The sequence below is a fragment of the Methylotenera versatilis 79 genome (assembly GCF_000384375.1).
GTDB classification, from domain to species: Bacteria; Pseudomonadota; Gammaproteobacteria; order Burkholderiales; family Methylophilaceae; genus Methylotenera_A; species Methylotenera_A versatilis_B.
The window spans coordinates 1930374-1953072 of sequence record NZ_ARVX01000001.1 but is presented as its reverse complement, the minus strand read 5'-3'; the positions used below and the strand labels follow the sequence as shown (position 1 = coordinate 1953072).

Here is a 22699-nt window from a genome sequence, read left to right as displayed (position 1 = left end):
TAAATCCACAAAATTGATATTAATATTAAACGCATCATTAGCTGCTTAGCCTAATGCTTAATTTCTACATTGCTATGAAAATCCCGCAAAAAAAACAAGCCGCTAATATTGCGTTAACCATTTGTAGTTTGAGCATTTTTTGTGGGTTAATCAGCAGTTGTGCCAAAGAAAAATATGTTGCAAAGCCGCTTGATCCGCAAGTAGTTAACGCTAAGATTTCGAATAAAAATCCTGCAAATGCAGCATTCAATGCTTATTTAATCCAGCAAGGTTATGCACAGACCGATTTGCCTTTGCAGCTTTGGGGCTTGAACGAACTGACCAGTGCTGCATTATATTTCAACCCAAAATTAGATGTCGCAAAGGCACAATTAGCCCTAGCAAATGCGGCCATCGATACAGCGCATCAGCGACAAAATCCCACTTTAAATGGCAGTTTGGCGCGTAGCAATAGAGCCAATGGTGACATTGATCCTTGGTCTTATGGTTTAAACGTAGACATTCCGATTGAGACTGCAAACAAACGGGCAATCAGAGTTGAAGAGGCGCAACACTTGCGCGATGCTGCAGAGTTAGACGTTGCAGAGATCGCGTGGCAATTACGCAGTCAAATTGCCAAAGACTTAATGACCTATCATGAAAATATTGCCTTACAGCAAGAGTTAAGTCATCAGCTGAAAGTGCATACTGACATTGTTAATATGCTCGAAAAACGCCTAGCTCTGGGTTTGATTGATAGCTCGACACTGAATGATGCCAAGTTAATTCAACAAAGAACTCAAATTGTCGCGAATGCCTTGCCCACGCAATTGATTGAAATTCGCGCGGCTTTGGCGGCAGATACTGGTTTGAGTCTTGATCAATTGAATACGATGGCGATTAAACCAATTGATGTTGACGTGATATTAACGCAACAATCTGACCAATTAAACCAACAAGATTTAAATGGTCAAAAACCATTTAAAACATTCCAGCAATACGCCCTGCTGAACCGTTTGGATATTCGTCGTAGCCTTGCCAAATACGCAGCGGCAGAAGCAAAGATTAAATTAGAAGTCGCCAAACAAACGCCTGATATTAATCTCACACCTGGTTTTCTCTTTGAATTCGGCGATAGTATTTGGTCACTGGGATTTTCCAACTTGCTTAATCTGCTGAATAGAAATCAAACCTTAATTGCGGAAGCGACACAATTACGTGAAATAGAAGGCGCTCAATTTGAAGTATTACAAACCAATATTATCAGTGATTTAAATTTAGCCTATGCGCAATTGACAACGGCTTTGCAAAATATCCAGCAAACACAATCCCAGCTTGAAAATCAGGCTAATCAACAGCGTAAATTACAAAAACAATTAGACGCCGGATTAACCGACCGTTTGGCGGTGACTCAGCAATCATTAAATTATTTATTGGCCGAACAACAATTATTAACGCTTAAGTTTAATGGTTTAAAAGCCATGATTGCGATTGAAGATTTAATGCAACGGCCGATTGATGATACGCAAAAAAACGCAATAGTTAACGCAAAAATAGGGTTAAAAAATGAATAAAAAACTCATCATTGTGATTGGTGTACAAACCTTATTAATTATCATCTTATTTTGGACACTGGTTATTAATAGTAAGGATGAGTTTGAAGCCTATCAAGCTAATCAGGAAGATGAAATCGAAAGCCCCAGCCGCGTTTCGACGGTTGAGGGCATTAATACCGTCACCTTGCCTTTGGCGACACAAATCAATAGTGGCATCGAAACGGCTAAAGTCGCCAGCACAGCGTTTCAAGGAGAGATTAAAAGTTTTGGCAATGTAGTCGCCATTGATCAACTAATCGATGGAAAAGCCACTTATTTGAACTTGCAATCCAACCTAAAGCTAGCCCGTGTGGGAAGCCAACAAAAGAATCAACAATATCAACGACTTAAAATTTTGAATGCGGATGATAAAAACGTATCAGATTTGGCACTACAAGAAGCACTGGCCGCAGTGGAAGCCGATGCAGCCAATATCACAGCAATTGAATTGCAGCTGAAAAACTTACAAACCAACTTGCAATTACGTTGGGGGAAAGCGTTAGCAAAAGTCGCTTTCAGCGAAAATTTGCCACCGAATTTGGCTAATTTACTCAATAAAAATAATGTACTGATACAAATTAGCTTGCCATTAAATACATCCGCGCCTGCGCAAGGTTCCATAGTTAATATCACGCCATTAACTGAATCTTCTTCACAAATCAAAGCAACTTATGTATCGCCAGCGGCAACTAGCGATAGTAATGGTTTTGGTAATACTTTTTATTACAGTGCACCTGCAGACTCATTACGTATCGGCATGCGTGTGAATGTTGAAGTGCAAGCGGATGCTGACGATGTGAGCAATGGCGTCATTATTCCGAGTAATGCGGTGGTTTGGTATGCTGGCAAACCTTGGGCTTATTTCAAACAACCGCAGCTTATTAACAATAAGCAATCAGATCAAACTAAACCCAGCTTATTTGTACGAAAACCGATTTCAACAGACACTGAAATTGATGCAGGTTGGTTTAATCAAGGCATAGAACCTGAAACTGAAATAGTCGTCAGCGGTGCGCAACTATTATTATCAGAAGAGTTTAAGTATCTGATTAAAAATGAAAATGAAGATTGATATGCCCATATTAACTTTCATTTCAGAAAAAAAATTAGAAATAACTCGCGCGAAAAATCCGCATTATTTAGCGAATAAAATCTTATTCAATTTAGTAAAGTCTAAATCGCCATGATGTCGGCATTGGTGCGTTTTTCCATCCGCTTTTATGGCGTGATTATTGGGCTCGCAAGCCTAATGGTCTTCTATGGTTTGTACAGTTTACAAAGAGCAAATTTAGATGTTTTCCCTGAGTTTTCACCCACGCAAATCATCATTCAAACAGAATCGCCTGGCCTATCGGCAGAATTAGTCGAAAGCCTAGTCACTCAGCCAATAGAAACCAGCATTGCAGGCACCGTAGGCGTGGCGGATTTACGCTCACAATCCATTCCAGGTTTATCCATCGTTACCGTCATATTTGATGAAGATGCAGGCACCAACACTGAAGCGATTTATCGCAATCGGCAAGCGGTTGCAGAACGTCTAAACACGCTGACTAATCAGATTCCAAAGGGAATCACACCCAATATCACCCCGCTCACTTCATCCGCCAGCACGGTTTTAGGCTTTGGCGTGACTTCAAAAACACGCAGCTTGATGGAGTTGCGCACGATTGTCGACTGGACAATCACGCCACATTTATTGGCAATTCCTGGTGTGGCGGATGTGAATGTTTTTGGTGGCGAAGTACGACAGTTTCAAGTGCTGATTGACCCTGCAAAGCTAGTGCGCTACCAAATCAATATTAACGATGTATTATTGGCGGCACAAAAAGCCACTGGCGTTAGCGGTGCGGGTTATATTCAAAATAACAACCAACGTCTGATTGTGAATACGGAAGGCCAAGCAACTAATGCTGCTACGCTAGCAAAAGCTACCCTGCTGCATAAAAATGGCCACACAATCCATTTGGGTGATATTGGGCGCGTGGTAGAAGGCGCAGCGCCATCGATCAGCGCAGCAGCGATCAATCAGGAAACCGGCGTTTATTTATCGGTACAAGGTCAGTTAGGCGCCAACACGCATGCAGTTACATTAGCAATTGAAGCTGCCTTACAAGAACTTAAACCCACATTAGCCGCAGAACAAGTGGTTTTGCATGAAGGCTTATTTCGACCCGCCAATTTTATTGAAACTGCGATTGATGGTGTGCGCACCGATATTTTAATCGGCTCAGTCTTAGTCATTGCTGTTTTATTTTTGTTTTTGTTTAATGTGCGTACGGCTTTCATTTCAGCAACCGCGATTCCCTTATCTCTTCTTACCGCCATTGTAGTGCTGCATTATTTTAATATTGGTTTAAATATTATGGTGCTTGGCGGTTTGGCGATTGCACTAGGCGAAGTTGTCGACGATGCGATTATCGATACTGAAAATATTTTCAGGCGTTTGCGCGAGAATCGTTTGCTCGCAAATCCGCAACCTATCGCAAAAGTCGTTTATCACGCATCGATGGAAGTGCGTAGCTCTGTGGTTTATGCGACAGTCATCGTCGCGCTGGTATTTATGCCGTTACTGACTTTAGGCGGCGTCGCGGGTAAATTATTTGCGCCCTTAGGTTTTGCCTACATCGCCGCTATCATGGCATCACTTGTCGTCGCGCTGACTTTAACACCAGCTTTGTGTTATCTTATGCTGGGCAATGCTGAATTGTCGGCTGAAGATTCGCCTATGATTAAAACCATCAAACGTGGTTACATAAAATTACTCTATAAAATCGAAAAACAATACAAAGTAATCCTAGCGCTGAGCTTTGTATTGATTGCATTAGGTTTAGGTATTCTGCCTTTGTTTAAAAGCCAATTTATCCCCGCTTTGCATGAAGGTCATTTTATTATGCATATGACAGCTGTGCCAGGCACCTCAGAAACTGAGTCTTTGAGGCTTGGCAAACAGGTAGCTAAGGTAATTGGTGAAATCCCAGGTGTTAAGTCAGTCACGCAATGGGTGGGACGTGCGCAAAATGGTGCTGACACTTTTGGCACGCATTACAGCGAATTTGAAATTGAAATTGGTACCTTATCTGGTGAAGAACAAGACCGCATTCTGGCAGATATTCGTGAAGAACTGGCAGGTGACGCGACTGATGAAGACAATGATGGTAAAGCCGAAATTGGCTTTGTAGGTGTCAATTTTGCCATCAATACTTTCTTAACTGAGCGAATCGAAGAAACCATTTCAGGCTATGCTGCATCGGTAGTGATTAATATTTATGGTAATGATTTAGACGCGCTAGATCGCGATGCACAAAAAGTAGCCAGTGTCGTTTCCAGCATCAAAGGTGCGGAAGATGTATTAGTGCAATCGCCGCCAGGAACGCCACAAGCGGTGATACGTCTACGCCCAGATGCACTATCGCGCTGGGGGTTGCAGCCAGTTGACGTACTAGATATGATTCGCACCGCTTATGAAAGTGTACCGATTGGGCAAATTTATTTGGGCAGTCGCGTAGTCGGCTTAAGCGTGGTGTTAGAAGACGAGGCGCGCGACGATATAGGCGATATTGGCAATATTCCGCTATTTAACCCAGATGGAAAATTATTACATTTAAAAGATATTGCGTTTATCAGCCAAGAAAATGGCCGTTCTAAAATTTTACACGCTGGCGCAAAACGCATTCAAACCGTTACCACGAATGTGCAAGGTCGCGATATTGAAAGCTTTACCAAAGACTTAAAAAACCACCTCAAAAATGATGTTAACTTAAACGTTGGCAATTATTTAGAGTTCACAGGCGAAGCAGAAGCCAACGCAAAATCACGCGAAGATCTCATCGTGCATTCACTTTTCGCTGGCATTGCCATATTTTTAATGCTGTATATCGCATTTGGTCGCCTGCGCAATTTATTACTCACATTTGCCAACCTGCCATTTGCGTTAATTGGTGGCGTCATTGCGGCTATGTTTACTGGTGGCTGGTTATCATTAGGCTCTTTGGTCGGCTTTGTCACACTATTCGGCATCACGCTACGCAACAGCATTATGATGGTTTCACATTTTCAACATTTAATCGATGAGGAAAACTGCGTGTGGACTTTAGAAACCTGCATTCGCGGCGCATCTGAACGCTTGCCATCTGTATTAATGACCGCGCTAGTGACCGCATTGGGTTTACTGCCACTGGCTATCGGTAGCGGTCAGCCAGGCCGCGAAATCGAAGGTCCAATGGCGACCATTATCGTTGGTGGCTTGGTCACTTCTACTATTTTGAATTTACTTATTTTGCCCGCGATTATGTTGCATTTTGGGCGATTTGAAAGAAAGGCTAGTTTTGACTAATACGAAACGGCTTAAGACTAATCGTATTTAATATATTTAAACCTAGCGTCATCATTTGGCGTACCTTCCAAAGCACTTTTTGAACCGTCCGCATTCGCCTCTTTAGCTGGTTGCCAACCAATAACTTGCTCGATTTTTAACGCCAATTCAAAGTCTTTATCCGTGATACCTTTGGCATCATGTGTCTGTAACTTAACGATGACAAAGGCATAAGAAACGGTTAAATCCGGGTGATGCCAAGCCGCTTCTGCTAAATGTCCGATTGTATTCACCACCATCAAAGTGGCTTTCCAGCCGCTGGTTTTATATTTACGACGTATCCAGCCACTTTCTAAAAACCACTGTGGCAGTTCACTTTCAAGTTTTGCTTTTACTTCGGCTTCTGAATAAACGGCTGCTGTCATCACAATTGACCTTATTAAAACTTTAAATATTGCTCATTCTAGCTGGTTAACTTGATGTGTAAAGGTTTTTGTAAGCTAGCTTTTTAATGAATTGAAGAGCCTACTTTATCCAGAGTTAACTCACTTAAACCTTCTAAAAAGTGTGTGTAATCAGTTTTATTTAACATCCATTTACCAAACGTTTTATTCAATACAAAATCACTAAATGCTTCGTCTAACACGCCATTTTGCGTCATCACTTTAAGGCTTAATTCTGCGGTATTGGGTTTGTCTGATTTTACTAAAATCAAATGCTGCGCATTGAGTTTTTGTGCCAACCAAGCCGCAATACTGTCAGATGTCACATTCCAACTTTGTGGAATACTATCGTCTGAAAGTACCATATGGCTGGGTAGCCAGACTATTCCGCGATGTTGCCATGTGCGTTCATCAATTTCCAGCTGCGTTCTTGCGGTGGCAAGTAGCGGATTCATATTTGCCAATAACAGACCGTATTGGTCCATCGCCAATACCGCTAAACGATGCGCACAGGCGTCGCTAATCTTAGATAGTTTTTGCGCATCACGTACCGCATCGGCAAACACGCCACCGCCCGGCACGATAATAATATTGCCATCACTGAATTTCGCAAATATAGCCAACCAACGCTCTAATTCAGGTGAGCCCAAAAGGCTGCCGCCGATTTTAACGATCCAAATAGGCCTGTCGCGTACGTTTACAAACGGTTCCATTTTTATTCCCAATTGTTATTACTATTTAATCTAATATAAGTAGTTTTCATTCTATAACAATTTTGAGTAGATTTGTTTAGTTAAGTTGCTAATGGAATCAATCAGTTGCAATCGCCGACTTAACCTTCAGAAGTGACTGAAAAATGCGCTAATATGGCCTTAAGACTGGAGGCTTTATCCAAAGTTTCGTTGTACTCTTTATCGGCAACAGAGTCTGCCACAATGCCGCCACCCGCGTAAAAACTCAATGTATTTTGGCAGACGACTGCGGTGCGGATGGCAATGTTCGTATCCATTTTTCCATCGAATCCAATATAACCAATCGCGCCACAATAAAGCCCACGCTGATGCGGCTCTAACTCTTCGATAATCTGCATGGCACGTAGTTTGGGCGCGCCGGTAATAGAGCCGCCTGGAAAACAGCCCTTTAACAAATCCACTGCGGTTGCATTAGGTTTTAATTTTCCAGTAACAATACTCACCAAATGATGCACATTGGCAAAACTTTGCAATTGAAATAATGTATCGGCTTTTACGCTACCAATGATGCAATTTTTACCCAAATCATTGCGCAATAAATCCACAATCATCACATTTTCAGCCTTGTCTTTCAGGCTGTTTTGCAGTTCTTGTGCATAAGCTAAATCTTGTGCGGCATCCTGCGATCTTGGGCGCGTACCTTTAATTGGCCGTGTTTCAACATGATCGCCATCGGTCTGTAAAAAACGCTCGGGCGAATTAGATAATACTTGGAAATTTTCTGAATCATTTAACGGCAAATTCATATAAGCCATAAAAGGTGCTGGGCTAATTTCACGCAATTTTTTGTACGCTTGCCAACTATCGCCCTGCACTTGCGCTGAAAAACGCTGTGCTAAATTAACTTGGTAACAATCACCCGCGTCGATATAAGACTTAACCTTATTAAACGCTTGAAAATATTGGTACTTGCTTAAGTTTGATTGAATATTAGAAGTAACTTGAAATAGGCTTTCAGTTGAGCTTTTCGCTTGCAAAACCATCACATCAAACCTTGTGCAAAGCGCTTGCCAGTTTTCTTTTACCGTATCCGTTAAACCATGCGAAACCAAGATACACTTTTTTTCACGATGATCAAATATCACCGCCCAATCATAAAAGCCAACCATCATTTCCGGCGTATCAGCAACTGGCGCGGCAATATTCGGTAGTTTTTCGATACTGCGTGCTAAATCATAAGCAAAATAACCTAATGCCCCACCAGAAAATGGATAATCTGCATGTGCTGTTTTATTGGGATTTAAATCACTAAGTATTGCGTTATTTTTGCCTACTTTATATTGGTTAAGTAAGTAATTCAGTAAAGCAAATGGATCCTCTTCAGAAGTATTTGTCTGGCCATTTTGGTTGATTGTGGTCTGTTTATTTTTAGTGACCAATGTAATAATTGGCTCTGCAACCAGAATATCGTAACGACCATATTGGCTGCCCGCTAAGCCTGTACTTGGGTTAATCGCCTGTCCACTATCCAATAACATCGCCCATTGTTGATGCGCAATCTGCTCAAATAGCAATGCGCTATCACTTTGATAAGCTAATTCATATTGCAATAAACTCATGCAGAAATAGCCTTCAATAATTGGTTAACTAAAGCTAAACGCGCAACCGCATAAGCGGGAAAACACACTTCTAAATCTGTTTGCTGCAAAACGTTAAGCATGTCATTCGATGAAATATCCGATTTTAGAATATCTGTAAGTGAACGATATTCGCAACCTAATTCTGTCGCCAACACTTTCACCAAAAAACTGCCTGCACCCGCGCCGATAATAGGCATATTAGGTTTAAGATGTTTTAAAATCGCCGCTTTGAGTTGTTTTAATTGTATAGCTCTAAATGAAAAAGCCAGTTTTATCCATGTTTCAATCGGTTTATCTTCCAGGTCGCAACCCACCATGCGCGCCAATCTACGCGCTGATTCCTGTTTTGTTTTACCTTTGCTATCCGCGGTTTCGGCCATATCATTTTCAACAGATAATTCGCCAGTTAATCGATATACATCAGCCATCGTCGCAAAAAATTCTGCTGCAACATTCATTTCAACAATTAAGCCATTGTCATTAATAGTTATTTTTTGTGCGACTGCCATTATCGGCGTACGCACAACACCGGTATAAACCAATGTGTCATGCTGCATGCGGCTAGCATCTGATAAATCTTGTAGCGCTACTTTAGCGTGCGCAATCGGGATAATATCGCTAGTTGTACTGCCAATATCAATCAGTAATGCATCTTGCACATGCTCAGCCAATAATCGCGCGCTTGCATGCCAATTGGTAGAAGCGATTTGCGCCGTATATTCAGCAACATTTTCAAATTTCACAAAGCCGTTATTTGCCGCATAAAAAAATGTATTCCGCCCTAACAAGTCCATAACATATTTTGCAATTTCGCATACGCCTGTGTGACGATTAGGAAATAAATCCACTAATTCGCCAGTCATCGTCAATGCGTGTAATGCTTCATCAGGTCGCACATCCATTAGGCTAAAAACTGCTTCAATCGCAACTTCAAGCTCATTTAATCCACGCCAAAGCGGACAAGGCAATTGTATGCAGCTTAGCTGTGCGCCATTTGTATCTAACAACACAGCTTTAAGATGTGCGCCACCAATATCCCAGCCAATAATTTTAGGTTGAATAAAATTAGACATGCACACTCACCACATGACGTTTTAAAGCTGGCCAAACAAAATTGGGTTGCGTGAAAGTATTGATAATCAACTCTGCTGGGTTCGTGGCAATGGCGTCTGCTAATACTGCATAACTCGTTGTTAAACGCGGATTGATTTCTACCACTGTAATTAGATTTTCATTTTGCGTGTCGACTATTAGCTCGTTCACTAGCACATCAATTCCTACATAACCGTTTAAATCGGCAAGTGTTTCCGTTATTTTTTGCGCGATCAATTCAAACACATGCCAAAGATGTTGCATGCCATTTACTTGGCTACCCGCATAAGTTAACCCATTTTTTTCGCTAATAATCATTTGTGTATTACAGCTTAACACCTGCGCGCGACCTTGATGCATCACGCATGAAATACTGGCTGGAATACCCTGCCGATAAGGCTGAATCACGTAACGGGGGCTTTTATTATTTTGCGCCAGCCAATTCGTTAAATTATCTGCATCATCAAATATGACGATTCCATCGCAACCTGCACCATCATTTGGTTTTACTAGCCAACGCCCTGCTGTTTTAGGCCAGTTTTCCACTGTATAAGTGGGTATAGTTGCAATACCAGCCTGTTGCAAAAGATTATAAGTTGCGAGTTTTTCGCTGGTAATTTGAATAGCATCCGCGCCGCTGCCTAATACTAACTTGCCTTTTTGCACGGCTAATGCGGTTAACTTTTGTAATAATCCATCCGTTTCTGGCGCAATCAACCAAACGGCATCTGCTAACTGTACTTGGCTCGCCCAAATATCCCATACGTCTTGATTAGCATCAATTGTCAGGCAGTCATCGCAATATTCAGGCGCACTTAAACGCGCATCAATCGTTGTACTTATCTCATAAGGCAAAGTCGATAAATCGCGCAACAAGGCATCACGCATCAATGTCGCCTCAGCTACCAATCCTGCAGGTAAATCTAGGTGATTAAAACCGCCTGCCGTGACAAATTCGCATACGAATATTTTTTTAATCGGTATTTTTTTTGCAGGTATTTTTTTTATAGCCATATGTCTAGCGGACAAATATTCTAAAATGCATGATTGAAAACCGAATGTCTATAAAAAATGAATGCTGCAAAATCTAAAGGCAAGCTTTGAAAATTATTCCCGTGATTGATCTAATGCAGGGCCAAGTTGTACACGCTAAATTCGGCTTGCGCAGTCAATATCTGCCGATTCAATCCAGTTTATGCAATGGTAGCGCACCGTTGGTTGTTGTTGCGGCATTGCTGGAATTATACCCATTTCAAACACTGTATATCGCAGATTTAGATGCCATTTTGGGCGTTGGTCATCACGCTGAGTTAATCGAAATCATCAGCAATACTTACCCGCAATTAACTATATGGCTAGACTCTGGCATTCGCCAAGTAAACGCACGCGCCCTTTATCCATCTAATCAAAATCAATCCAATCGAATCAAACCTGTCGTTGGCAGCGAAAATATTGCCAATTTACAAGATTATCGCGCGATTAGCGACGCTTGCGAGAGTCAGCATATATTGTCTCTGGATTATTCTGCCACCAGCGCAATGGGTATTGTTGAGTTGCATGCATCAGCACACTATTGGCCAGATGACACCATTTGCATGACGCTAAACGCGGTTGGTAGTACACAAGGGATTGATTGTGAAAGACTTCATTCTTTAATCAAATTAAATCAAGTCAGAAAAAAACCGTCTAGATTATATGCGGCTGGTGGCGTTAGAGATATTAACGACATTCAACAGTTAAATAAACTTGGCATTGCAGGTGTATTAATCGCAACCGCGCTACATTCGGGCAAATTAAGCCATGCAGATTTACAACTTTTAGGTGTTTAAATTTAGTTAAGTTTATTTGGTTAACTTAACTGATTAAATCAGACAGATTTAATCAAAAAACCCGAGCAAGCTCGGGTTTAAAATGCATTTTATGATGAAATAAAATTATTCCAAATTTGCATGAATCGCGCGCATGCCTTCTTCAGTTAAGCCTTTTGCAGCAATCAAATCTGCAATCGCTGCTTCTAAGAAAATCAATGTTGATAATTCAAACTGTGAACCCATTGGCATTGCTTTTGTTAATGGGAAGCTATCATCTTGACCGATTTGAATCACTAAATCAGCAACGTCTGCCATTGCAGAAGTTTTCTTCATTGAGATAACAACCAATTTAGCACCAACTGATTTGGCTTTTTTCACAAACGGTAACAATGTTTCTGTGCCGCCTGAACCTGAAACCAAAATCAATAAATCACCTGCTTTGATGGCTGGTGTAACTACTTCACCAATCATGCTCACATTGTAACCAGAGTGGACTAAACGCATCGCAAAAAAACGTGAAACTAATAGTGAACGACCTGCGCCACCAATAAATGTGCGACCAGCTTGGTCAACTAGTTTTAACAACTCTGCTGCTTTAGCATTGTCCGTTACCGCTAAAATACCGGTTAATTTATCTAAAATGAGTTTTTGATTATCCATTTTGTATCCTTTTCTTAAATATCTTTTAAGCCAATTAAATGCTTATTCCTGCATCAAATTACCACATAAAAAATCCCGACACATTACTGGGTCGGGATTTTATTTTACTTACTCTTAAGTTAACTCAATAATTGCTTATTGAAGTAGTTTGACTTAAGCGTGAGCAATAGCTGTGATTTCAGCAGCAGAAGCAGCAGGATCAGCAGCGCCGTAGATAGCAGCACCAGCAACGATGATTGTTGCGCCAGCATCTTTAACTTGTTTTGCAGTAGCAGCTTTAACGCCACCAGCAACTGAGATTTCAACGCCTAAGTTTAAACCAGCAACTAAAGCTAAGTCAGCAAAAGGAGTTTGACCAGCAGCTTGTTGATCTAAACCAGTGTGAACGCCAATGATGTGCGCGCCAGCAGCAGCAACTGCTTTAGTAACAGCAGCTTTATCAGCAACGTTGATCAAGTCAACTTGTGCTTTTTTGCCATATTTGTTAGCAACGTCGATTACACCTTTGATTGTACCGATATCAGAGATACCTAATACAGTAACGATGTCTGCACCAGCTTTGAAGAATGGCTCAGCTTCGTAGAAACCAGCATCAGCTGTTTTCAAGTCAACTAAAATTTTGTTGTTTGGGAATTTAGCGCGTAAAACTTCAAGCAATTTGATACCGTTGTGCTTGATGCAAGGTGTACCGATTTCTAAAATGTCCACGTGTGGAGCAACTTGAGTTGCTAATGCAACTGTTGCGTCAAAATCTAATGAATCTAATGCCATTTGGGTTAAAGCCATGGTGTACTCTCCGATTGAAAATTATTGTTAGTAACTAAATTTTCACAACAATTAATTTGAAAAATTAATCACCGTAAAGATGATGTTACAAAAAAGATTACTGCTTTCTTACCACTAAATTTTTTGCACGAAATGATTGTTAAGTGCTTGCAGACCAAATACCGTCTAGCGTTTAGTGAATTTTAAGCTGGACGCATTATATTATGCGTCCAGCCCATGATTGTCAATGTTAAACCATCGATATTACAACTAAGTTACAGTTTCGTGACTTAGCCTGTGTGACTTAACACTAAAAAACTGATCATTTTTCGCTTTACAACTTAGCGCTTAATGCTGCTTCTAATTTGTTTTGGTCTACAACGAAACCACGAATACCTTCAGCCAATTTTTCTGTTGCCATTGCGTCTTCGTTCAATTGGAAACGGAATTCTTCTTCAGTTAATTTAGCACCCGGTGATTTTTTAGCACCGCCATCAGTTAACACGCGTGTCAATGTGCCTTCTGTTGCAGCCAAATCTTGCAATAAGTTTGGTGAAACAGTTAAACGATCACAACCTGCAAGTGCAATTAACTCGCCAACGTTACGGAATGAAGCGCCCATCACTACAGTTTTGTAGCCATGTTCTTTGTAATATGCATAAATTGCACGTACAGAAACAACGCCTGGGTCAGTTTCTTGTGTATATGTTTCACCAGTTTTAGCTTTGTACCAATCTAAGATACGGCCAACGAATGGAGAAATCAAGAATACACCTGCTTCAGCACATGCGCGTGCTTGGCCGAAACCGAATAACAATGTGAGGTTACATTGGATGCCTTCTTTTTCAAGAATCTCACCAGCTTTGATGCCTTCCCATGTTGATGCTAATTTGATCAACACGCGATCTTTACCTACGCCTGCTTCTTGGTAGAATTTGATTAATTTACGGCCTTTAGCGACCATTTTTTCTACGTTGAATGAAAGACGTGCATCTACTTCTGTAGAGATACGGCCTGGCACTACTTTAGAGATTTCGATGCCGATTAACACAGCTAATTTGTCTGCTGCGTTTTCAACTTGCACTTCTTTGCTACCGCCTTGTGCTTTAGCAAAAGCAATTGATTCTTCGATCAAATGCGCATATTGCGGCAATGTACTGGCTTTAAGCAGTAATGAAGGGTTGGTCGTTGCATCCACTGGTTTTACACTTTTAATCGCTTCTACGTCGCCTGTATCGGCTACGATTGTGGTCATGCTTTTTAATTGATCTAATAGATTTGCCATTACTTCCTCCTAATTTGCTTGCACCCAATTTTTGAGCTACGCATGGTTTGTAAAATTCAACTTAACTTAATTTTTTAACTAAATAACTTTTAACTAAACTAAAGCTTAACTCATTATTATAGCGCAAAATAAATTCAGAATGATTGAACACCAGTCTAAATTTTATTAGGTTTAGTGTTATATTTGAGATTGTTAAACAATGTTAAATGTCTTTATATTGACTTGCGCCATGGCTACAATTCGTAGGCACACAGGATTACATCACGTTTAACTTATATGAATTACTCAGAAGAAGATATTGCCAGCAATACGATGGATTTATTATCGGTGACCAGTACATGGATATTAGTACGTCACCAATGGTTAATTACAAAAATGCGTAGTATTTTAACCGGGGAAATCTCACCGCCACTGCACGATTTATATCAATTCGATACATTAAATTTGAGCCATTTAAAGCTGCCAGAAAATCTACTCGCAAGCTTTATCAACATAAAAGGACGCTTAGAAAGTGTGTGGAATGATACGGTCAACATTCATCATCCGCTATCTGGCTTGTCTATTTTTAATCAACTGAATTTATTCCAACAGCAAGCGCATTTGTTTATGCAAGAGTCAAAAGAGTTGAATCAAGAGTTATGGCGCGACTTTACGATGCGCGACCCTTTAACAGGGGCACTCACTCGGTTGACACTTAAATCTAGTTTATTGCAAGAGTTAAACCGTAGTAAACGGCATCAGCACGCTTGTACTATTGCGCTGATTGACCAAGATAAATTCAAAAAAATCAATGATGATTGGGGACACAATGTTGGCGATCAAGTATTGGCTAACACGGCATCTTTAATTCAGCAGAACCTGCGTTTTGGCGACAAATTATTTCGTTATGGTGGTGATGAATGGTTAATCTTAATGCCGAATACTGACCAAGAAAAGGCTGGATTGATGCTGGCAAGAATCCAAAATATTTGCGCAAGCTTTCAACACACCACCAGCAACCAAATCAAATTTCATAGCTCGTTTCATTATGGCATTGCGGAATGTAGTCCATATGAAGATGTAGAGGACTGGATTGCAGCGGCTGACAATGATTTGTATATTGCAAAAAAACTGATTAAATTGCCGCTATTTATTTGATATAACAATATATTTTATTGTTATTAAATACTTAAATACTGCTGAAAACTCAACACTGGTAAACGCAAATTAAAACTGGTTTTTTGTCCTAAATCGCTTTCCACATCAACGCTGCCTAAATGTTTTTCAGCTACGGTATGTACAAAATACAAACCTAAACCAGCGCCATCGGCTTGACCACTTTTCAAGCGACTGAATCGCTTAAATAGCTGTTTCTGTTCATCTAATGGAATACCTGGACCACGATCAATCACGCTCATCACAGCATGTTTATCCGCATAAGTTAACCGTATTAAAACCGTAGAATATTCGGGTGCAAACTTAATCGCGTTCAGTACCAAATTTAGAATCGCCCGTTGTAGTAAACCAAAATTGCCATTCACCCAAACCAAGCCATCTACAATATCTCTTTCCAGCGTGATATTTCTCTTAAGCGCGTTTTCGTAAGCGTCATCTACCGCCTGATGCGTAATGCCAGCAAAATCCAACTCTTTAAAATCGGCACGATTACTCATTTCTGCGCGTGAAGCCTGCAGAAAATCTTCCGCCAAATGCAAGGCCTGCGATAGCGGTGCATATAGTCTGGATTTGAGCTGCTGATGTTCTTCTAACGCCATTATTGCACTCGCTAATGGGGCACGTAAATCATGCGAGATAAATGCCAATACCTCTTTGCGGTCATTTTGTAAAAATCGCAATTGTTGCCCCGCCGCACGCACTTGTTCAATGCGCGCATCAAAATTATCGTAGCTGTGCGATGTATTATCTTTTGCGTCTGGTTTGAGTATTAAACTGTTTAAATAAGCTAACTCTTGGTCTAAATAGCGTTGAGCCGCTTCTAATTTACGCCAACTCCACACAGGATAAGAAATTAAAATGGGCAGCAAAGCAGCCGATGGTGAAATCCAGATACTCAACATTCTGGGTAAAATGGCGGCTAGTAAACCAATCGACCCGAAATAAATTAAAGTAGAGACCAAGCCATTTAATGCAGATAATTTGGGCATCCACACCAAAGGCAGCAACGCCAATACGATTAAAATCACTAGACTTAACCACAATGGCACACTGTCGATTAAGCCTTTGTTGCGCATTGAATCTAGTACATTGGCATGAAACTCGACTCCCGCCATTGACTGCCCTAAACCTGACACGGGCGTAGCCAATAAATCGTTCATACCAGACGCGGTGGCGCCGATGAGCACAATCTTGTCTTTAAACGCATCTTTTTCAAACTCCCCATTTAACACTTGCACATAAGAAATAGTAGAAAAGTGACCGGGTGGCCCTCGAAAATTGACTTTTTTTTGTTGCTGGCGTTTTAAAGAGAAAGTGCCGTTTTCATCTAAATCTTGCTGAGAGTCTTGCAGAATGGTTTGCGTTTGAAATTGATTTTTTGAAGGCTGTTTAAGCGCAACATTTAAAACTGCTTGCGAAAAGTGTTGCCAAACGGGTGCGCCAATGCCTTCAAATAAATAAACACTGCGTGCAATACCATCTTCATCTAAAACCGCATGCACACGACCTAAATCAGCTGCATTTTTAGCCAAAATTGGTAATGGCAGTGTTTCAACCAATTGACCATTTATCCGCGTCGTTTCCAGCAATACTGGTAGAACGACATTTTTGGCTTGCTGTATAGATTCTGCCAGGGCAATATCTGCCTCTGGATTTAATTGGTCGGATTCAGAAAAAACAACATCCAAGCCAATTGCGCGTGTATTTTCTTGCTTGAGGCGTTGGATTAAATTAGCATGGACTTGCCGAGGCCAAGGCCAGCGGCCTAATTGGGATAAACTATTTTCATCAATCGCGACGATTACAATGTCAGAAGGCGCAGCTGTTATATGGCTTTTTTGACCAATATCAAATATCAAGTTATCGACACGTGAAAATAGCCCAGTTAAATGGATTGACACCACCAAACACAGCAAAATTAGCGCTGTCGATACATAATCGTTAAAACGCATGTGTTTCAAATGATGGCTTTTCCAAAATGCTTAATTTAAGTAAAAATTAATAACTTGATATTACCATTGTGAGTTGGCATCAAATTCCGTTTTCGCTTCTAAACCTGCTAAACCGTCAGAATCAATCAAGCGTAAACGCAGCGTTTGCTTGCCATATTCGCGTAGCAAGAAATCAAATTTCCCGCTTAACCCAACGGCCCGCCAAACGTTCATTTGATGATTTTTTTCATTGTCTACCATCGCCTCATAAACAAAGCCTTGTGGCGGATCAATCGTCGTAATATATGCCCGATTATTTTCCACTTTAGCCACCAGTTGACTAATATCTGGCGCTGGCGGTTTAGGCTTGTACTTAAAATGATTAACGCTCGAATAAGGCCCAATATCATCACCATTCACACTGGCTAATCGCCAAAAGTATTCGCCTGTTTGTAATACATTTGCTGGGATAAATTGATTGGTAACTACTTGCTCGGTTTGTAACAAATGACTGAATTGTGCGTCTTTAGCCAGTTCAACCAAATAGGTTTTCGCCATATTGACCGCTGACCAACTGAATGTAGGTTTGGAATCTGTCACGACCTCTGCTTGGCGTGGCGAAACCGGCTGCGGCGCAAACGGACGCGCTTTCAAATTAAACACATGCGTTGCGTCATAACCTTCGAAACCTTTGTTATCTTTTGCACGTACTTGCAAATAATATTGCCCATCATCCAAATCGCCAAAATCCAAATGGCTGGTTTGACTTTCATTCTCTGCCAATACAGTATTAAATTGCGCTTCTTTGTAGATTTTTCCTATCCAAGCAGTTGCATCTTTTTGCGCTGGCATTGTGAAAGTAATCGGCAAAGCGGTTAACTTAACTGGCAGCGATTTTGTATCTGGCGCAGGCAATAACATCACAGGTGGTTGCGGCGCTTGGCCATTCTCAGACAAACTGCCATAACCTTTTTTAACTGCCACTTCTTCACCTGCGGCAGACAGTGCCACTTGGCCATCAAGCGTTTCTTGCCGAACACTGTGTGCATCGGTTGACACCCGAAATTCTGTGCCTCGAACCGCCGCCACTGCGGTTGGCGTAAAAATTTTCATCTGATTGCCGCGTACTTTTTTAGGGTTTGCTTCCACATCCACCTCGCCCTGTTGCAAGCGCAACTTAGTATCAACCATGCCGCCACCGCTATACATGCTTAATGTATCTAGCTTTAAAGTGGAATTGGGCTGCATGGTTACAATTGACCCATCAGCAAAACGAATATTCAGCTTACTTTTATCAGCGGTTTGCAATTCATCACCCACATTTAATTGCTGACCGACAATAACCAATTTTTTAGATTTATCTACACTTAAAATATAAACCACGCCAGAGGTCAATATCACTTCTGCACTGGCTGGGCCTTGTTTGACTAAACTGAGCGGCACGCGTATTTTGCTGCCAACAGGCATGCGATAAGGATCTTTGATGTGGTTTAATTTTTGTAAAATGCGCCAGTCATCTGGATTGATTAAGTGGCGTTTGCCAAAATGAATCAGCGTATCCTGCGGACGCACACTGTAAATCCATTCTGGTGAAGTTTCTGTTGCAGCAATTGCTGAAATTTGCGGTGTTAATAATGCTAATAACAATATTCTTAATGCAAAATTTGGAAGTTTTATGGTGTTAAGTAAAGCGATATTTAGGTGCATTTTTATTCATTTCGGCTTTATATATTTATTAGATGTACATTTCGATTATGTATAGCGGCGACTTAACGTGCTAATTGGTTAAGTTTTTATGGGCGTAATCAATGCATAAAAACTACACCAAATGCTCTAAACGATAACCTTGTTGATAGACGGAAATTAAACGCCAGCCAAATTGCGGCAATAAATTCAATTTGTTACGTAAGTGACTCACATGCACGTCGATCGTGCGTGTATCAATTTCTGGCGTTGTTCCCCACACCACTTTCGTCAAATGTCCACGCGAAAGTAGTACGTCCAGATTGGCAAAAAAATACAGTGCCAATTCGGTTTCTTTTTCGGTTAACTTTACCGTTTCAGCGTTAATTTCAAATTTTCTTTTGGCATAATCGACAGTTAAGTGACCGTAATTGATGGAATCTGGCTGACTTTTATTCGGATTAACCCTGCGATATAGCGCATTGATTCGGGCATTCAACACACTGATGTTTGGCGGCTTTACAATAAAATCATCTGCGCCCGCATCCATCGCCTGGACGATATCCTCTTCTGCATCTCTGCCCGTCAAAAAAATCACCGGCGGAATATTACCTTTTAGCTTCAAACTAGCCATGACTTCTGGCCCAGTCATATCGAGCACTTCCCAATCCAGCAGACATAGATCAAACTGATCACTAGAAACTGCTTTTAAGCACTCACGCCCAGTTAAGTAATGATGTACTTCGTGGCCTACCAAGGTAAGTGAACGTACGATATCTTCTGCAAAACTCGCATTATCTTCTAAAAATGCTATTTTCATTTCCCAACCTTTTTCCAGCTAGCGATTGCAATCTAACAGATAGTTAACCATCAAACTGAATCAATTTATTGATTGCCTGAGCAAATAAACTGGCGACCGTTAAATCGGCACTGGTTCCTGGATTTATGTGCGCTTGCTTCAGTTGATTATCCCACGCGAGCAGCTTGCTTTGATACAGTTTAGGATTGTCTGAAAGGTTAAAAATTGTTAAATGCTGGTTAGCTTGCTGCTGAATTTCAGTCGCGATTTTTGCGCCGTGCTTGCGCATAATATGTGAATCAGCATAAGTTGAGAGCAAAGTCAGATAGAGTTTCGTGGTTAGCCAAGAATCATTTAGAGCAGCATTATTTTTAATATTTTCTTGTGCCAGAATGGGCAAAGATAGATTAAAAATCGTCTCAAATCCATTAGTGTATTGCATGGCGATCAAATCTCGCTCTGACGCTATTTGCATCGCTTGCAGCAAAGTACAATCGGCTGCCTGATGCACATCGTGCTGGGCTGCATCACCTAAACCAGCAGGATTCGCCAGCGCAATCGCATCAAAAGTATATTGCGCGTCGCTGATTATCGTCTGCTGCAAAACTTGTTGTAAACGCTGCTGTAAATTACCTTTTGTTACTGTTAAAACTGCTTGGATTAAAGGTGCGCATAATAAAATAATGCCTAAATTGGTATTGCAACCCACTGCTTTTTGAGTCGCCTCTACGCTAACTAAAATGCGTTGCCCCAAACTTAAATCTGGCTGTGCAATCACTTTAGAAACGGCATCCGCACTTTTAATAAAATCATGAATGGTCATGCCGTGACCATCTGCAAAAATATGCACATTGCCCGGTTTTAATGCTTCAAGTTCAGCGATACAAGCTGTTTTGAAAAGTTGGCTTATTTGCAGATTAAGACTAGACATAGCGTTTAGATTTTATGCATTGAGATTTGAAAGCTGACTCAAACAATCATCGACTAAAGCTTGTGCAATATTAGTTTGCGTGACAGTTTGTAAGCCACGCCAGGCAGGAATGCTATTCACTTCCAACACATACAACACACCACTTTCATCACGGATAATATCTACGCCGCAATAGGCAATATCCAAAGTTTTGGCAGCTTTCTCAGCCAGGCCTAAAATATCAACATCATCAACCGCCTCACAATTTGCACCAAGCGCCACATTGTGTAGCCAACCCTCGCCACTGCGACGCATCGCGGCGATTGCCTGATTATTCACCACAAATACGCGGTAATCATGGCTGGATTTAATCAAAGCTTGCAAATAAAAAACGCCATCCACATGTGCATCCATCGGCAATGGAATCGGCTCATGCACCAACCTGACGCCCTGCCCTTGCGAGCCAAATAACGGCTTAATAATTAACGGTTTTTGTTGGTTAACTTTCTCAGCATGAATAATTTCATGCGCCATTTTTCGAGATTCACACACCCATGTTTGCGGTGTTTTGATGCCGGCCTGATGCAGTAAAAAACTGGTCATACCTTTATCCACGGTGCGCTCAATCGCTTTCGCGTCGTTGTAAATCAATACGCCCTGCATTTTCAACATGTGTAGAATATTTAAACGAGTGGTAATCTGCTGCAAGGTTCCGCCTGCAATGCCGCGTACAAAAGCGGCTTTGGGCAAGGCATTAAAATGGGGAATTTGAATATGCGGCAATTGCCCTGACAAATCCATCACACAATCTCTTAATGACACAAAAACGGCTTCTATAGAATGCGTGGCAAAAGCCTTGGCTAGTTGTGCGCCGTGCCAGCCACCTTTAATATCCACTTCATCGGTAAAAATTGGAATGTGCATCAAGCCCGATTATGCACCGAACGATTGATTTAATAAGGCCTCATTAAACGCGCCGCCAAAGAAACTATTGCCGGTGGTTAAATTGGTAATAGTGACTTTTGCAGGTGAAAATAATAGCGGATCGATTTGATAAAAATCCATATTCACCGCTTTAAACACTTCGGCAAACGGTTTGCCATAATCTTTTGAAGCACTACTCGGCAACTCTGCGGCTAATTTCTTAGCCGCTTCATCGCTACCATTAACAAATAATTGCACAAATCCACCAAACAAAATCGCATCATTAGTGCGCCCCATTCCAGTTAAAAAATCTGGGCTTGGCGACGGCAATGGAGCAGAAGCGATGCCATCAACTAAGTTCTGCAAAGGAAAATGCAGTGTATGCAGCTTATGTAAAGCCACTTCTAACACGCGCGCTACAATTTGCACAGTGCCGGCAATGCTACGAGTTGGCGTTAAAATAAAGGTTAGATTTTCAGCCTTAATATTGGTGTCACGCGCGACTTTTTCGATAACTTCAGCTGGCGGGATTTTGTCTGTTTCTAAGATTAATACTGTTTTTTCAGCGGTGTCTTTATATTGAATGTCTTTAAAAATATCTTCACGTTGCGCAATACAGCGCGCAGGGCCAGAACCAAGTGAAAAGAACTTTTCATGACTGAGCGCCCAACCAGCGTATTGACTGCCAAGACAAGCCAGCACAGGTTTTTTTGCAGTAACCTGCAAACCAGCTGGCCAGTTTGCAAAGCTGTTATTTTGCACAAATGTAACTTGTCCCAAACCACCCATACAGATTTCTGCAATACGCCGCCCTGCTTCTAAACCGCCAGTTGCGTCAATCCCCGCGTCAATAATGGTTGCGCCTGATTCATGTGCGAAAATCTTTAAATTTAACGCTTCTACATCGTTAATTAACGCCGTAACTAAAGGCTGTGATAGATAGTTAATACTGATATTTTTTGGTGAATTCATAGAGGATTGAGCTGTTAAGTTTTTTAGATTATTTGAGTTTTGATTATTTTG

At 41.2% G+C, this 22699-nt stretch carries 19 protein-coding genes; 5 read left to right on the top strand and 14 right to left on the bottom strand.

Annotated features, from left to right (window positions below):
• Positions 1-74: 74 nt before the first annotated feature.
• The 3 genes from METVE_RS0109450 (at position 75) to METVE_RS0109435 (ending at position 5907) form a co-directional block, all read left to right on the top strand.
• Positions 75-1553 carry a TolC family protein gene (locus tag METVE_RS0109450; RefSeq protein ID WP_020184112.1) on the top strand — a complete coding sequence of 493 codons (1479 nt, stop codon included), beginning with the start codon at positions 75-77 and terminating at the stop codon, positions 1551-1553.
• Positions 1546-2646, top strand: a complete 1101-nt coding sequence (locus tag METVE_RS0109445; protein ID WP_020168233.1) for a hypothetical protein — start codon at positions 1546-1548, stop codon at positions 2644-2646. The genes METVE_RS0109450 and METVE_RS0109445 overlap by 8 nt, the downstream gene beginning before the upstream one ends.
• A gap of 111 nt (positions 2647-2757) precedes the next feature.
• Positions 2758-5907: an efflux RND transporter permease subunit gene (locus METVE_RS0109435; protein WP_020168231.1), complete on the top strand. Its 3150-nt coding sequence runs from the start codon at positions 2758-2760 to the stop codon at positions 5905-5907.
• Between the two features lie 17 nt (positions 5908-5924).
• Here the strand turns inward: METVE_RS0109435 and METVE_RS0109430 are convergent, their stop codons facing one another.
• The 5 genes from METVE_RS0109430 to METVE_RS0109410 all read right to left on the bottom strand — a co-directional run bounded on the left by METVE_RS0109430 (position 5925) and on the right by METVE_RS0109410 (position 10767).
• A complete protein-coding gene (locus tag METVE_RS0109430; protein ID WP_020168230.1) occupies positions 5925-6311 on the bottom strand; it encodes a 4a-hydroxytetrahydrobiopterin dehydratase in 387 nt (128 codons plus the stop codon).
• An 83-nt stretch (positions 6312-6394) separates the two neighbouring features.
• Positions 6395-7042 (bottom strand): amino acid kinase family protein, encoded by a 648-nt coding sequence (locus METVE_RS0109425; protein ID WP_020168229.1) that lies wholly within the window; start codon positions 7040-7042, stop codon positions 6395-6397.
• A 119-nt stretch (positions 7043-7161) separates the two neighbouring features.
• On the bottom strand, positions 7162-8640 hold the full coding sequence (gene pabB, locus METVE_RS0109420) for an aminodeoxychorismate synthase component I (protein WP_020168228.1): 1479 nt from the start codon (positions 8638-8640) through the stop codon (positions 7162-7164).
• Complete coding sequence (locus tag METVE_RS0109415; RefSeq protein WP_020168227.1) at positions 8637-9734, bottom strand: hydantoinase/oxoprolinase family protein; 1098 nt, start codon at positions 9732-9734, stop codon at positions 8637-8639. The genes pabB and METVE_RS0109415 overlap by 4 nt, the downstream gene beginning before the upstream one ends.
• Positions 9727-10767: an ATP-grasp domain-containing protein gene (locus METVE_RS0109410; protein ID WP_020168226.1), complete on the bottom strand. Its 1041-nt coding sequence runs from the start codon at positions 10765-10767 to the stop codon at positions 9727-9729. Before METVE_RS0109410 ends, METVE_RS0109415 begins: the two co-directional genes overlap by 8 nt.
• Before the next feature lie 86 nt (positions 10768-10853).
• Between METVE_RS0109410 and METVE_RS0109405 the strand changes: the two genes are divergently transcribed.
• The gene (locus METVE_RS0109405; RefSeq protein ID WP_081621887.1) at positions 10854-11582 is read left to right on the top strand and encodes a HisA/HisF-related TIM barrel protein; all 729 of its coding nucleotides are present in this window, start codon (positions 10854-10856) and stop codon (positions 11580-11582) included.
• Between the two features lie 105 nt (positions 11583-11687).
• On the opposite strand, the gene hxlB is transcribed toward METVE_RS0109405, so the two are convergent.
• From hxlB to tal, 3 genes are all read right to left on the bottom strand, one after another.
• On the bottom strand, positions 11688-12224 hold the full coding sequence (gene hxlB / locus METVE_RS0109400; protein ID WP_020168224.1) for a 6-phospho-3-hexuloisomerase: 537 nt from the start codon (positions 12222-12224) through the stop codon (positions 11688-11690).
• 153 nt (positions 12225-12377) lie between these two features.
• Positions 12378-13010, bottom strand: coding sequence for a 3-hexulose-6-phosphate synthase (hxlA, locus tag METVE_RS0109395; protein WP_020168223.1), 633 nt, complete (start codon positions 13008-13010; stop codon positions 12378-12380).
• Between the two features lie 313 nt (positions 13011-13323).
• On the bottom strand, positions 13324-14274 hold the full coding sequence (gene tal / locus METVE_RS0109390) for a transaldolase (RefSeq protein WP_020168222.1): 951 nt from the start codon (positions 14272-14274) through the stop codon (positions 13324-13326).
• A 276-nt stretch (positions 14275-14550) separates the two neighbouring features.
• Between tal and METVE_RS0109385 the strand changes: the two genes are divergently transcribed.
• Positions 14551-15411: a GGDEF domain-containing protein gene (locus tag METVE_RS0109385; protein ID WP_020168221.1), complete on the top strand. Its 861-nt coding sequence runs from the start codon at positions 14551-14553 to the stop codon at positions 15409-15411.
• Positions 15412-15434: 23 nt separating this feature from the next.
• Here the strand turns inward: METVE_RS0109385 and METVE_RS0109380 are convergent, their stop codons facing one another.
• The 6 genes from METVE_RS0109380 to mch form a co-directional block, all read right to left on the bottom strand.
• Positions 15435-17381, bottom strand: a complete 1947-nt coding sequence (locus METVE_RS0109380; protein ID WP_020168220.1) for a CHASE2 domain-containing protein — start codon at positions 17379-17381, stop codon at positions 15435-15437.
• Positions 17382-17441: 60 nt separating this feature from the next.
• Complete coding sequence (locus METVE_RS0109375; protein ID WP_020168219.1) at positions 17442-19007, bottom strand: FecR domain-containing protein; 1566 nt, start codon at positions 19005-19007, stop codon at positions 17442-17444.
• Between the two features lie 172 nt (positions 19008-19179).
• Positions 19180-19863: a response regulator transcription factor gene (locus METVE_RS0109370; protein WP_020168218.1), complete on the bottom strand. Its 684-nt coding sequence runs from the start codon at positions 19861-19863 to the stop codon at positions 19180-19182.
• A gap of 43 nt (positions 19864-19906) precedes the next feature.
• Entirely contained in the window at positions 19907-20773 is an 867-nt protein-coding gene (locus tag METVE_RS0109365) for a triphosphoribosyl-dephospho-CoA synthase (protein ID WP_020168217.1), read from the bottom strand.
• 12 nt (positions 20774-20785) lie between these two features.
• Positions 20786-21676, bottom strand: a complete 891-nt coding sequence (locus METVE_RS0109360; protein ID WP_020168216.1) for an ATP-grasp domain-containing protein — start codon at positions 21674-21676, stop codon at positions 20786-20788.
• A gap of 9 nt (positions 21677-21685) precedes the next feature.
• Positions 21686-22648 carry a methenyltetrahydromethanopterin cyclohydrolase gene (gene mch, locus METVE_RS0109355; protein WP_020168215.1) on the bottom strand — a complete coding sequence of 321 codons (963 nt, stop codon included), beginning with the start codon at positions 22646-22648 and terminating at the stop codon, positions 21686-21688.
• Positions 22649-22699: the final 51 nt, after the last annotated feature.